At 40.8% G+C, this 15082-nt stretch carries 8 protein-coding genes; 5 read left to right on the plus strand and 3 right to left on the minus strand.

From position 1 onward, the window contains the following. The first annotated feature begins 215 nt into the window (after positions 1-215). Genes HB679_RS14095 through HB679_RS14110 form a run of 4 tightly spaced genes read left to right on the plus strand, consistent with a single transcriptional unit; the run spans position 216 to position 8297 of the window. On the plus strand, positions 216-1361 hold the full coding sequence (locus HB679_RS14095) for a hypothetical protein (protein WP_214072644.1): 1146 nt from the start codon (positions 216-218) through the stop codon (positions 1359-1361). Continuing rightward, complete coding sequence (locus HB679_RS14100) at positions 1362-3311, plus strand: hypothetical protein (RefSeq protein ID WP_214072645.1); 1950 nt, start codon at positions 1362-1364, stop codon at positions 3309-3311. Further along, complete coding sequence (locus HB679_RS14105; protein ID WP_214072646.1) at positions 3304-6318, plus strand: DEAD/DEAH box helicase family protein; 3015 nt, start codon at positions 3304-3306, stop codon at positions 6316-6318. The genes HB679_RS14100 and HB679_RS14105 overlap by 8 nt, the downstream gene beginning before the upstream one ends. Next, entirely contained in the window at positions 6318-8297 is a 1980-nt protein-coding gene (locus HB679_RS14110; RefSeq protein ID WP_214072647.1) for a DUF4365 domain-containing protein, read from the plus strand. The genes HB679_RS14105 and HB679_RS14110 overlap by 1 nt, the downstream gene beginning before the upstream one ends. Positions 8298-8327: 30 nt before the next feature. Here the strand turns inward: HB679_RS14110 and HB679_RS14115 are convergent, their stop codons facing one another. After that, positions 8328-9239, minus strand: coding sequence for a hypothetical protein (locus HB679_RS14115; RefSeq protein WP_214072648.1), 912 nt, complete (start codon positions 9237-9239; stop codon positions 8328-8330). A 173-nt stretch (positions 9240-9412) separates the two neighbouring features. Between HB679_RS14115 and HB679_RS14120 the strand changes: the two genes are divergently transcribed. Further along, positions 9413-10900, plus strand: coding sequence for a hypothetical protein (locus HB679_RS14120; RefSeq protein ID WP_214072649.1), 1488 nt, complete (start codon positions 9413-9415; stop codon positions 10898-10900). Positions 10901-10930: 30 nt separating this feature from the next. Here the strand turns inward: HB679_RS14120 and HB679_RS14125 are convergent, their stop codons facing one another. Next, complete coding sequence (locus HB679_RS14125; protein ID WP_214072650.1) at positions 10931-12763, minus strand: UvrD-helicase domain-containing protein; 1833 nt, start codon at positions 12761-12763, stop codon at positions 10931-10933. Continuing rightward, on the minus strand, positions 12748-14976 hold the full coding sequence (locus HB679_RS14130; protein WP_214072651.1) for an ATP-dependent endonuclease: 2229 nt from the start codon (positions 14974-14976) through the stop codon (positions 12748-12750). Before HB679_RS14130 ends, HB679_RS14125 begins: the two co-directional genes overlap by 16 nt. Positions 14977-15082: the final 106 nt, after the last annotated feature.

Consider the following 15082-nt stretch of genomic DNA (forward strand, 5'->3'; position numbering starts at 1 on the left):
GAAGTTTTTAATCAAGCTCTTCAACGGACTATAGTCTGCAAGCTTCGATAGTGCCTATGGATCGTATTTTGATGATTGAACTTTGATCGAGCTGTATTTTGCGGATATTATTCCTAAGTAAGTGACGTTCACTTCTATGCTGCCCGGGAGATGTGATATATAATGACCGTAAGAATGAGGTATTTTGTTGTTATTTTAGCAGATATCTTTATCACATGTATTTTTTAACGCTGCAGGACCCTAATTATTTGGTTAAAGGATCCCGTGATCCGCTCGGCTTCCAGGTATTATGGCAAGATGCCGGGCGGGAGCTTATTCCGCATTTGTCGACCGTTTCGGGCAATATCCGTGACTTTCAGGTTATGGCCCTGGCTGACTATTGCCGGCAGGTTTTTCGCATTAATGACCGCGATTATCTTCCCTTTTTTTTGTGTTTCGAGCAGCTGATGGCCTATACCCGTTTTATTGAATCTAAGGGTTATGATGGGTTTAATGGCATCGACAAAGTCCGTCGGGTTATGTCAGGCAACGATAAACAACTATCGCTGTCATTAAACAACCGTGATCAGCTGCTATCCAGTCAAAAAAGCTACGGGATATGGGGTAAGTATAACCGGCCGTTCAGGGATATGGGTATCAGCTCGGATTTGCGCTTCTTCCAGACCCAGGAGGCAAAGCTGGAGACAAGCAAAGATTTCAAACAGACTGTAGAAAAACTGGTGGCGAAGAAAGGAGCTCCTTTGACTATAGCCAGAGAATGGCCGGGAGAATTTGAGTTTCTGTTTGCAAAGCCGGCCAATGACGAAAAAATCTGTTATATTCAATATCTGCTGGCAGACAATTCGCGTGGCGAATTGTTACGTTTAACCAACGAATCACCCGAGTTAGCCGGTATGGGTTTTTATGAACAGCTGGATATATTGGGCGTCCGTACAACTGATCCGGCGTTTCTTGAGCAGCTGGCTTCGTTAAGAAATACAGAACGGGTCTTAAGTCCGTTGAACAGGATATTTCGCTATTTGCAGAATAAGTCTCACTGGACATTTGCTGAATTAGATGAAGATATGCTCATAACTAACTGGTCAAAAAGTGCCCCGCTTAATGGCCCTGTTCCTTTAACCGCTGAACTGGCGGGTTTGCTTGATCTGGATAACCGGGAACTTGTGATAGGCTTGGTTAAAAGAAACAGTGAGGTCTGTGCACGCAGAGGTTCAGAACCCTGGATAACGGTCACCTCGGACGGTATAGATATTAATCATTTTGAAGGCGCGTTTACACACGAAGGTTATGACCCTCTTACTGATAATGATTATGGCTATTTCCTTAATACCTGGTTCCACATATACCGTCAACTGAATTAAATGGAAAGACATGTATTAAAGGAACAGCTCAAAACGCTTATCGGGGACCGGAAAGTCAAAGCTGCGTTGTTTTATACTTTCAATTTTGACCCCTATTTCTTTGAGAACTATGTGATGCCACTACTGCTGCCTGGTAAAGTTTTTCGGGATGAGGCGATCTACAATCATATTTTATGGCGTCGCTGTGCAAAAGAAGGACTTATCCCACCTGTAACGGTCTATTGTGACCATTACGCAAAAAACAACACCATGGCGCCCACATTAGGCTACCAGGTACGTTGCGTACGCTTAAAAGGTAAAAGAAACCTTGTGAATTTTCATCCGAAAGAGTGTTGGCTGCTACTGGAGGGAGGCGAGCTGATCCAGGTTAATGGTTCAGCGAACCTCACCTCATCCGGATGGTGCGACAATCTCGAATGTTGTGCGGTACAGCGATTTTATAAAAACTCTTTCCCAAAAACAGTTGCTCAGAATCAAAGGCAACGGATGCTGCAAAATATTTCCGACTTGTCCGCCGAACAACAATTAAGCGAAGCGGAGGCAGAGATCCAATATTTCTTACGTTACACGGATGAAACCGATGACTTTTTTTCCAGCCTGGAAACTTCTTTCCGGGAACGGATCAATGAGTTGGTTGACCGTTACCAGCCGGAACGAATCGAGGTCATTGCGCCCTATATGTATGGAGAGGGTGAGCTGATCGATGAGCTATGGCAAAAAGGGTTCAAACAGATTTGTTGCCTGGTGCCCTCCATGAAAACCAATGAAGTACTGTTAAGTAAAGAGGTTTTTACGGGCATGATGGAAAAAGGTGTGGCCTGGTGCGCCTGGAAAGATCAGGTTCTGGCACATGAACCGAGGAACCTGCATGCCAAAATCTACAGACTATACGGTTCCAGGAAAACAATTACGGTCACGGGTTCTGTTAATTTTACAGGGCCAGCCTGGCGCAAATGTACTAGTGACGATTTTAATGAAGCCAACGTCGAATCCGCCATGATACATGTTGAAGACTTTAAAACTCATTGGCTGGAACCACTGCACAATATCGATCTGGATTTGTTTCTTTTCCTTACTAAGGAAGATCTGGAAACAACAGAAAAAACTGACCATGCCGGTAGAAATGCCCCTTTACTGAATTTTACGATCAACTGGAAGACCAATCACTTGTCCTGTACAGGAAAGCTGCAAAAAGGGCAGCGGATACGTTTCAAAAGCCTGCTGCTGGAGCGGGAATTGACCAGGGCAAAGGAAACATTCACCTTGCAATCTGCAGATATTAAACAACTCTCTAAAAATGCTCTTATAGAATTAGTTGACTTGGCCGATCCGGGTCAGATATTTGCCTATTATCCCTGTCAGCTGGAGATCGAGCGCCGGCCGCTCAATTTCAAGCTCGATCCTGACACGATCCTCAATTTTTGGTTGTCGGGAGATGACCCTTATGTGGAAGACGAGTTAAGCGGCACGGTCGCTGAAGCGGTAACAGATGAGTCCGGAAATATCGATCCGGAGAAATTTGAAACACCTTCCCTCCTTAATATGATGGCGCGGCATTTTACAGCACTGATCAGCCTGGAGAAGCGGCTTTTTGATCAACAACACCGGGACCGGACTGAACAGTTTCATGCCTTACGATATTATTTACTGACTGAGAACCTTGACACATTGCCGTTTTACCTCAAGGGAATTCGGGAAATGGCTGAAAAGCAACAAGGGGTCAGTTTCCTCTGGATGATTCAACAATTACTGATGATTCGTTTTTATGAGCGGGCACTGGCCTGGCCTTACAAAAATGCCGCCGGAGGAGCATGGCGTTCTTTTAAAACGGCAGTAGCGGAAAAGCGCGCCGGATTGCTTTCGGAAACTGACCGGATTGCAGGGTCTGTAACGGGTTTAAAAGAAAAAGCAGAGTGGTTTACTGAACAAATACGAATCGATCATGGCTAAACAACGCGAAGAAATTAATGCGGTGATCGACCTGCAGTCTGAAGGAATCGCTGCTGTGATCGCCAACCGGCAACTGGCAGTCATCAGTAAGGCGTATGCCTATCTTTCACAGCCTGGCAACAATATCATCTATATTGCGGATGAAGTAGGTTTAGGTAAGACCTATATCGGCCTGGGTATCGCCGCCCTGCTCCGGCATTCCGGTCGAAATCCTGCAAAACATGTCGACCTGATGATCGTGCCTAAAAAAAATCTGCAGGATAAATGGTTAAAAGAGCTGCGGAACTTTGCACAAAACAATTATAAAGGCGGGGATTATTTCAGGAACGCTGCCAGTATTGATAATGTGATTCATAACCGGCTGAGACCAATATCTCCTGAACAGTTGTTCACTATTTTCAGGATGACATCCTTTAGCAGCCTGATCACTTCCAGGCACCGTGTCAGGGAATATTTACAGGATGAGGTTTTCAGTAATGATCCTTTTTGTAAAGGAATACTTTGGCAGGCTTATGACCAGGGATATTTCAACAAGCCAAATAAAGGCTTGTTAGTGCGACTGGTAGCGTGTCTGTTAAACGCGGTTTCTTCCAAAGTCGATTGCCTGATCGTCGATGAGGCACACAACTTCAAATACGGGCCAGGTGGAGAAAATGGTGACGGCGCTGTCCGCAACCAGGTCACCGCCCGCTTCCTGGGGGCGATAAAAGATAAGGATATCCTGAAAGCCTTTCCGGATTTGCAGGGAAAAATGAAATATCCATTGGCAAAAAAAATTATCTGCTTATCTGCCACGCCTAAAGACAGGCAGCTGTGGGAGATTAAGAATCAACTGGATTGTCTTATGTCCAGACATCTTTTAAAAGATGTCGCCACAACGGAAGATATCAAAGCTTTGCTCCCATCGTTTTTGATCCGCGGAAATATGGAATATCGGTTAAACGGAATAGATTATTCGCGCAATCAATGTCGACACGAACACCGTCAAGGCAATGTAACTAAGGACCCGGAAGGCAAGCCGATTACTTTAGAAGATAATTTGGATAATGTTTTCTGGCAACTATTGCAATATAAGTCAATCCGGCATCTTTCACAGAAAGCCAATGCCTCTTTTGAGATCGGGATGCTTGCAGGGTTTGAAAGTTATCAATTGGATATGGATAAGCGGGTCGCTGAACAGGGAGATGACGAGGACTCTGTCGATCCGGGCAAAGAATATGAGATATTACAAAGCCGTAGTCAAAAAATCAGCCAGGATGCCAATGTGGTAAGATCTCTGGTAGGATCTTATAAGGATGCTTTTGGCAATGAACCCCCACCGCATCCCAAACTGTCAAAGCTGGAAACGGAGTTGCTGCGACAGTTTGCAAATCAGGAAAAGGCCCTGATCTTCGTCCGTCGTATTGCGACTGTAGATGAGCTTTTAAGACATCTGCTGCAACGTTACGATCAGGAACTGGTTAATAGCGGCTATTTATCACTGGGAGGAAAATGGACGCGTTATCTGACCGAAAAGGTCAGAGCGTTACGAAAAGCATGCCAGAAATTTTATAATGACCGAAAACGTTCCGATACCCTGACTCTCTTGAATGAATCAGGGGAGCTGGATGCCTGGTGGCGAAAATTGGACCTGCCTGCATATCTGGAAAGGATCGAACTGCTTCGTTATGCATATGCTAATGAGAACGTGCCGTTAATTAACCTTCTGGATGACCATCTGGTCCATGGCAAATTCAGGCGGAGTCAGAAACAAACAGCATTGAACAGCCTTAAAGCATTGCTACCGGTCTGGCGGGAACAACTTGGCAGGACGGATGAAGATATCTCGGAAGATGAAGAATCAGAGATCCGCGCAGATTCCTTTTTTAAAGATTATTTTAAAAAAGGACGTCCCGGAGATGGATTTAATTTCAGAAAAAAAATATACCGGGAAAATTGGTATGACTTTAATTTTTACCAATTGCTTTTGGCCGACCAAAACTGGAAAACAGCTGCTCTTTCAGCTAAAAAAAGTCTTGGTACATTCCTTCCGGAACTGGAGGGAAAAAGGCCTCATCAGGTTTTTACAGCCTATCAGGATGCCTTCAATATCGCGCTTACAAAACCGGAAACACCGGCCTATCGGCTGAAAACGCACAAAGGTGGCAACCCTTTGTCGAAAGCAACCTTTTTAACAGAGTTACTTCTCAATTGCTGCCAGGAGGAATGGGAAGAGTGGAAAAATAAACACCGCAATAAAGAATGGCCTGAGCTTCTGAATGAACTCGCCGTACTTAACAGCTTGTTACAATCCGTTTTTCAGCATGGCAGCGGGTTGTTGCCCTCTTTTGTGGCCGACGCAAAAGAGGGAGATTTTACAAGAGATCTGATCGGTCTGTTGAAAGAGCCGGAAGCTCCGTTTCACTTTGTGTTGCAAGAGGTGAAGACGATCATTAAGGATTTCAGCCTCATCGTTTCGGTCAACTTCCAGGAAAGAGATCCCAAAAAGGTAATCGACAGGCTAAAAAACAGTTCTCCGGTAATCGGAGCCAGTGGTCAGGATAAAAACCGCAGTGCTATCGCTGCACGGTTCAGGATGCCGGGTTTCCCGTACGCCCTGGTCGCTACGGATATTTTCCACGAAGGTGAAGATCTCCATACTTATTGTCAGTCAGTTTATCATTACGGCATCGCATGGAATCCGAGCAGCATAGAACAAAGAACGGGTAGGGTCGACCGGATCAATTCGCTGAGCTACCGAAGGCTTATAGCAAGCCAGGATCTTAATTTCTCAAATAAAGTGCAGGTATTCTACCCTTACCTCAGTCGTTCGGTAGAAGTCAATCAGATTGTGAAATTACTTGGACATGTAAATCGCTTTCTTGAAGACTTTAATAAAATTGATTCGGTGCAACGGTACGATAGCGAAGTCAACATAGCTGAAGAAGTTACCGAAAGCGATATACCCAAAGCCATCACTTCGCGTATTTATTCGAAATATGATGTTGAACATTTTAAAGGAATATAATGGATAAGCCACAGCGACCCGAGACTCATATAACTGACACCAAAGCGAAGAAATATCTGGAGTATCAGATACCCGATGAATGGCACTACAATGTACCACAGCATGACTATGGAATCGATTATCAGGTCGAAATATCATTAGGGCATCAGGTAACAGGATTGAACTTTTCGATACAGCTGAAAGGCCAGTCTGAAGGAACTGCAGGCAATCTCGCCAAGACAGTAATCAAGCATACCACGCTAAGTTATTATCAGGTCAGATTAGAGCCGGTAATGGTCGTGATCTATGAAGATAATTGTAAAAAAGCGTATTGGGCCTGGATCGACGATCTGAATATTGATTTGTCAAAAGGTCAGGAGACATATACGTTAAGCATTCCTAAAACAAATTTATTGAGCTCGATCAATTGGGATGAGATCAGGATACATGTTCAGACCATATTCAATAACCGTTCTTTTATCGGTGACTTTGATTTGTCAAAGATCCATGATAATGTAGAATTAGCTGCGTGGAAAGTTTACAATGACGGTGATTATGAACAAGCTGTATATCTTTTCCGACGTCTGATAATCGATAGTAAAGATAACCTTAATATCAGGCAGGCATTAGCCTGGAGTCTTTACAGATGTTACCGGTATGCAGATGCGCTTGTCATAATCAATCAACTTTTGAATTTACGCACATCACTTAACTATCTTCAGATTAAAGCTTGCATTTTGGCCGAATTCGGATTTAGTGACCGGGATAAAGGCAAGATCATTCAGGCAAGGGATCTGTTCAGGCAATCACTCGAAAAATCTCCGAGTGCCATAATGCATTATAATTATGCAAATACATTGAGCGAACTGAGCGATTATGAAGCAGCTGTAACGGAATACCTGAAAAGTATCGAATCGGACCCGAATGTTGCAGAATGCTGGAAGAATTTAGGAACAGCTCAAGGACATCTGGAGAAGTTTAGTGAGGAATTGAGATGCTACGATGTCGCCTTATCTATCAATCCCGATCTCCCGCAGGCTTTATTCAGTAAGGGTATTACGTTAGCTCAACGCTTCCAACGCTATGATGATGCTCTCGTTCTGTTCAACCGCGTTTTGTCTCAGGGTGATGATCTGATAAAAGGTTATATTTTAGGCTTGACATGGGTAGCTGAGGCTTATCAACAAACAGGAGACCTGACGTCAGCCTTGTACTGGATTGACTATGGTTTGAATTTCAGAGGAACAGATCTTAGCTTTTTAAACTTTAAATCCAATTTGCTCGCAAAAAACTGGAGATACCATCCCGAGTTCAAACAAATCGCCGAAGATTTTTTTAATTACCGTCTTGAACTGGAGAATGATTTGAGGAGTTTGTATCATTTGATTGAGCTGCTCGGGCTTGATCTTGGGGAAGCTTTGCCTTTGCTTCAAAAGCATACTCCTTTATTTCAGCGCATTACTAACGAACAACTTGTATCGATTGACTTTGATCTGGAGACAGCGTCTTCGACATTATTGCAAATGAATTTTTACGGGGCTTTCCGCAGCACCTATTTTACTACCAGGTATGTCGATCACTTAATTACACCATACTTTTCCATACCAGGAACGTTCTGGGATTTAATGGACTTAGTTTGTGCTGCCGCTTTTACCGGCGCGATCAAGGAGTACAGCGAAACAGGGAAGGCTGAATTATTGGCGGGTAAAATATTCGACGGACTGTCAGACGGATTTCCAAAGCTCATCCCGTATCTTGTGCCATTTGATCAGCGATGGTCATTCGATGACAAGACCGCAGTTTTCGCCACTGTCTACTCCGGCATGGAAACCATCGTTTATCGCGAAACAGGAGCTCAATCCGGCCACATTGCTTTCGGCCTGAAGTTGCGGCAAGTAGATCCCGAAGAATACATTACAGCAAAAAGAAAAGAGCAATTGTCATATAATCTTTATCATGCACTAATAGCGCATTTAAGGCTGGCAGAAAGCCAGAAGTAAATAAATCTTCGCCGATGATATTAAGTAATACTATTCCTCAGGAAAATTTTCTTTCACATAGTTTAGCCAATCATCGTTAGTTGGATCCCTGTTATGATCCCTGATAAAATCGGCAACAAACTTATTCATCAGGCCAGGCACCTTCTTCTCAACTAATTTGTTTCTCTCGCGCTCAAGTATCGCTTTCCAATTTTCCTCGGCAATAATCAACGTTTTAATTTTGTCGCCCGGAGCATTCGTAATAGCGGTGATATCATGGCTATCTAAGACTTTAAAATAATCGAGATATCTCGCGCCCGCTCTTGGCTTTTCAAAAAAGAAGAAAACAATTATCTGGCCCAACATGATATTATACGGAAGGCGAAATTCAGGATGCGCCAGATTATATCCTTCAGTTGGATTTTCTAAATGGTCATAGGTACAAATAATGTAATATAGGCCCTCGAAAAGCTCCCGTTTCTGATTGAGTTCAGAAATGTATTTATTGTTCTTTATCTTAACCTTAAAATTTTCATATGCAGGTAACGCTTCATTTATTAAAACTCTCAATTGCTCCTGCTCATCCGGCCTAAGTTCAAATTCCCTGAAAAGCTTAGATGAGGAAAGAGAAATCCTGAATAAAAGAGTAGCAATTAATAAGGTAAAGACAAGCGGGTCAACATTTTTTGCTTCTCTGATAAAATCCTGCTGCTCGGGTAAGTGAATGTCTCTGAATCCCTGAGCAAATCTTTCGGTCTTAATCTTATCGCGATATTCACGGCAGATATAACCTTCAATATATGACATACGTTGCTCACATCCCCTGCAAAAAAGATAATCTTCGACAACAGGTGCTGCCCCTGTGTTATTTCGATAGTCAAAATTTGGCTCATCGTCAATCAAGTATCCTTTTTCCTTACCCCGTTCACCAACGGTGCTTTCAATGATAAAAGCAGAAAGCATATGAGAACCGGTTTGGTCAGCTTCTCTTTGAAGGCATATCGCGCATAGTGGCATTTATATATGTTTATATTATAATATACTAATTTCTTGCGCAATAAAAAAATGTATTAATTTTCTGCTATCGCAAAAACGTAAACCCAATTACGTTTGGGTATCTTTAACAAAGAATTATTATGTCAGGATCTGAAACAGTTTTCCCTGTATTATCATATGGCTTGCAGGATGAACATATAGCAAACGGGAGTGCCTTTTTTATTAATAATAAAGGGGTATTTATAACTGCGGCACATACATTTAAAAACTCGCAACGCCAGATGCTTGCCAGCTTAAATGGCAAAGTTTACACTATAACTGAAATCTGGCAGGAGTATTTACCAAACGACGATCAGTCGGCACCACTTTATAGAGATTTGTTTATCGGAATGGTAGATTCTTATGTGCCGAATGATATTTTGGAACTCGGCAGTGATGTCGATATGAAAACCGGACAAAGCCTGGAGGTAAGCGGCTGGAACACGACCGATTACAGTAAACCGACGGCACCTGTTCATGCCAATGACCTGTTCGAATCTGTAATTTCCGACTATCAAGAAGATGATGACGAACATGTCTTACAGTCGACCGACAATGAGAATGATTTAAATTTAAACTTAGTTGAACAAGACAAACTGACTACAATTGACGATCTGCATTCATACCTGCATTCAGATAATGACGGCAACTACACAGTGAGCACTAATGAAATGGTTAAAATTTCAAAATTAATACCTGATGTTCTGGACGCTAAATTTGTAAGATATAATTTCAGACATATTAACAAATACTCAGAGTATCCGTATGAGTTTCTAAATGGATTCACAATAAAACTGGATGTACCTGAACCCCATGGCTATAGCGGAGGCCCCTTGTTACTTGATAATAAAGTTGTGGGTATGTTAATAGGGGAAGAAGGGGCAATATCAGTAAGTTATATAAAAGAGCGGCTTAATGAACCGGCGATAAAAAACATTGTAGAAAATATGTCACCACAATTCGCATTGCCTGAAACAGACGAAAGAATGTGGGCATATCAAGTAATTAAAAATGTTCATTCAGTATTACTTAGTCCTGGAAGCAGCTATACGTCTCAAGCGTCCAACATTCTGTATGTACTTAAAAAGGATATTCATTTGCTTCTAACACCTGTTCCCTCGTTAATATTGGAAGGTTTCGGTGGGACTGAAGGTAATCACTATTGGAAAGAGAAGCATAAACTAGTCAATCTGATTGTAATCGATGATGACCTGATACGCGCAGCAAATTTAACTGATGAGGAAGCGGAGGCAGTGGTAGTTCATGAACTTGGGCATGTCCTGAATATGTATGAGGTGAAACATGTCCCTAATCCACTTGACAGTGTCTGTACACAAATCCCATACGATCCAAACGTGGCGGCTAAAGTGAACGCTGAGAATAACTTAAATAAAGAATTATACGCAGATAATTATGCTCATCAGACTGGATGGAAATTATCCTTACTTAGAAGTTTTGAAAAGTACCTGACAATTGGCGGCGCTAAAAATAAAGAAATGTTTGAGAGCCGTTCCGAAGCTCTGGAAAATGCATTTTCAAAATTGCCAGGTGTTATCCGGCCTCTCAGGCAGATATCGGATCTTAATTGAGCCATATTTTTAAAATACGTCACATCGAAATTATATGAGCCTTCGGACATTATCTTCCCCAAACCATGTTCGTGCTTTACTTATTACACCCGCATCAGGTTGATGGTAAAACACAACCAAGTTCTCTTTAGCGCGTGTACAACATACATAAAACAGCTTCTCAGTATCAGCAAGAACGTTTGGATTGCCATTTTTCAGGAATAGGTTCTGAAAATTATACTTGTTCCATCTTCCATTATCAAGAACAATGAATACATTATTAAATTCTGCACCCTTGATATTGTGTTGGGTTGAGAATGGCGTAAAGCCCTCAACATAGGCATAACAGTTATAAAATTCCCGATAACTTACTGCTTTTACCCGATTATATACATAAGAATAACTGGCGATATATTCTGTCAATTGTTCATTAATATACCAAATACCATGCGTATGGGCATAAGTTATCATTTCTTCGATTGGACTGTTAATCAGGGCATGCAACCCATCCATTATTTCTTTCAATTCCCTTTTATTTTTCAGGGAAAAAATCCTGTAATCGGTCTTCCTTATAAAATCATTGTACTGTTTCCTTTCATAAAAATGAATACAGTCCTGAATATGAAAAAGATGTCTAATGATGGGATTGCGTAATGTGCCCTTTTTTCGCTCCTCTTCTTCCGAACCCTTTTTGTCACCAAGTAACTGATCGGTTTCTAAGTAGATGCTTTTGAACGTATCGAATGGATATTGCCTTGCTTCCTCATATAACACTGGATTTTCTTCTACGAACGCCCTTACCACCGGAGCCATACGCAAACCTACAAAGTCAACAGCTTGCCCAAAAGTTATATTTTCAGGTATATCGGTATTGTTATCATTTATATTACGCAGTATTGCATTTTTATACTCAATTATCCTGTCCCTTGCAAAAACAGCCATTAAATTAGGAAATCCAGCTTTTGGCGCTATCAGGTTATGGGTTAAATATAACTCCTTGGTTTCTTTATTATCTGAAAAATCCCATCCCTGAAAGTATTCAGAAGCTTTTATTACTTCAAAATCGGTGTGATCAGCGTATAAAAATTTAATATTGCCGACCTTATTATAATTGGGGGCCTTATCATCATCGGCGGGTTCCTGACGCAAAGTATCTGTACGAAGGAAGTTCGCGAGATCGACAACCTGCTTAGGGTTTCGCCTATTATCCTTCTTGACAACTTCGGTTACGATGCCCTGATCAATATAGGATTGAATATCCCCGTTCCCGCCATAAATTGCTTGCATAGAATCCCCGAAAAAACCTAATACATTTTTCCTTTCAGATTTTTGTAAATGGTCAAGAAGTATTCTGATAACACTTGACGAAGTATCCTGATATTCATCAATGAATATAAAGTCATATTTATCTTTGACTATATCACATAGCAAAGGAAAATGTTCAAACATATATTCAGCGATCAATAACACCTCATCATGAGAAATAATGCCATCACTTATTTTTCTCCACTCTCGGTAATCAATATTCTTATCATCAAAATATTCAGCCGATGTTGCTAACCCACTGCTATCTGTGATCTTTTCTGATTCGATCAGTTTAAATAAACTTGTTCTTAAATTCTTTTGAAAAGACTTGATCGTATCCCATAGAAAATCGTGAATGGTAAGTACCCTTAAATTCTCAAATGCAGTTCTTTCAAGAATTTCCTTGACTGCTACGTTAGTAAATGTAATACAGGCCACTTCAGCTAATGGATCTTTAAGGAATATGGCTTTAAGAACCTGTACTAACGTATGGGTCTTGCCGCTTCCGGCACCACCACTCAACAGGAAATTTTTGCTTTCCGATATAACGTCAAAAATCTCGTCTATTTCCTTAGCCATAATAATCCTTCTGTAATGTATCCTGGAATTTGCCAATTGCTATAGGTGCCATCGCTGTTGTATATGACATCCAGCGCAAACGATGTTTTTTTATCAATGCAGTTCGCAGCAATATCATAAGCATCTAAATCGTCGTCATCCAAATCATCGACATTTTTAAGGCTCCTGAAATTGTCTTTGTTATCCTTTATAAATTGTTTATTGAGCGATATAAACGCGTCCTCGTAACTTCGCGCATGGTATTCATTTTCATGGGTTTGAAAAACGATGCACAATTTACCATCTTCGTTCACATTCCAGGCATCATTCAGTTTGCTATGAACTTTCCCGGCAAGAGTCAACCCTTTTAAATCATCAAGGCTTTTACCTGCATAAAAACTATTAATCGCAGCATTGGATGATAATGTCCCTTCGGCAACACGACATTTATTTCGCGCCATTTTAGGTGATCCGTCGTTGTTAAAAGCCGGTGCTCCTTTTTTAATAACCTGTTCCATTTTACAGGTATCAATATCTGTTATGATTAAGCACCTGATACCCAAAAAATGGATAAATTTTTCAAAGACGTGTGAATGTGCACCAACCTCAACGACCGAAATGTTTTGAGAGAGCAGTGGGATAATTTCATCTGCTTTATGTTCAATGTCAATCTTTTTCATGATTGCAGATAACAACAAACGTTCCGTGTCTCCCTCGATAAGTATCGCTTTATCAGCAAAAAACAATTCTGTTCTGTTCAGGGTAAGGTATTGCGCGAGAAAATCATATTGATCAATATTTTCCCCGTATTCTTCCCTTAGTTTTTTTAGATTCTTAGCAACGACACGGTTTTTAGATTCCTTTAAAAAATATTTAATGTCATCAAACTCACTTTCCGCAGTAATGTGAGAAGAATGGGTAGTAATGATTGTCTGTAAATTAAAGGTTATGCCGTCCGCATCTTTTCCAGTACTGGCCTCGTGCAGCAAATTTTTAATGTTTTTAATAAAGATATATTGCATTTGAGGATGGGTGTGGGCTTCCGGCTCTTCTATAAACAGAATATTAATATCAGCCGGCTTTGAGTCTGGATCTTTAATCTTCTTAAAATCGTTCAGCAACACCTCTATCTCAAAAATCATAGCTATCAAATTCATATAACCAAGGCCGTTATAATCTTCAGGCAACGAAAACGCATTGTGATTATACATCACTGTGGTATTTTCCTTCAAAATATTTTTCTCTTCAAGCGTAGAAATAATATTTATGATCGAATCTTCAGCCCCAATACCGCCAAACCTTTTTACTTTGCTAATCAGATTTGCAAACACTTTCTCATATATCCCGGTAAGATGCACATCCGTTTTACCAAGCTGATCGATCAGCTCACGTATACTTTCCGATTCATTAATGGGATTGGAGATTTTTTCATAGTATTTGGAAGACATCCTGGATAAAGTCTTATCAGATCTATTTACGTTACCCTCTTGATTAGCAACATCCCTTTTTGCTTTTATTCTTTTGAAATTGATTACTTTATCAAGTTTGATTAGTTGTTTAGTTAGGTCAATAAAGTTTGTCTCGTTGTTGTATTCAAGCGACTTTTTAAAGATTTTAAAATAATTCTTATGATATTTTTTTAAATAATAAATGGAATCTTTTTTTGCTAAATCATCGAGCGTTTCGGCTTCTGTAACGAGTGCTTCTGCGACAGGTACAGCTTCTAAATCTGCTACGGCCATTGCCACGGCTGGTTCGGCAATAGCTTCATCTTCTTGTTTAGTGGCAGTAACAGCATTTAAACTGGCTCTGAATATTGTGTAGTCCGACCTAAGCAACATTAGTTTCTCCGTACTTAACGAATACTCAAAAGACAATATGATTTTGTTTACCTCTGGATCAAGATCTAACATTAATTGGCTGATGTTACTTAAATCATCACTTTCTTCATATTGAATATAAAGCTTGAGCACAATTCCAAATGGGTCGGGTAGTTCCTGTAAGTGATCCGCCTCTACAATTGCCTTAATTTGTTGCTGAAATTCAATATTAAAATCATCAAAAGCAAATTCGGCCTGGTACACATCGTTGCTTAAAAACTTCTCCAGAACCGAAAGAAGGGATGTTTTACCACAGTTGTTTTTTCCTATTACTAAAGAAAGCTTGTCCTCTAAATCCAGATTAAAGCTTTGCAACAATCTATAATTTTCAATATGTGCATTAACGATTTTCATGTTGTATAAGGTCGTAAGGTTAAATGTATGTATTATTTTTGAAGGGAATACCATTATTTACGCAAGCAGGATCACTTATCGCTTTCACCTTGGTCGGGTGGACATG

The sequence above is a fragment of the Mucilaginibacter sp. dw_454 genome, from assembly GCF_018449775.1.
Lineage (GTDB): Bacteria > Bacteroidota > Bacteroidia > Sphingobacteriales > Sphingobacteriaceae > Mucilaginibacter.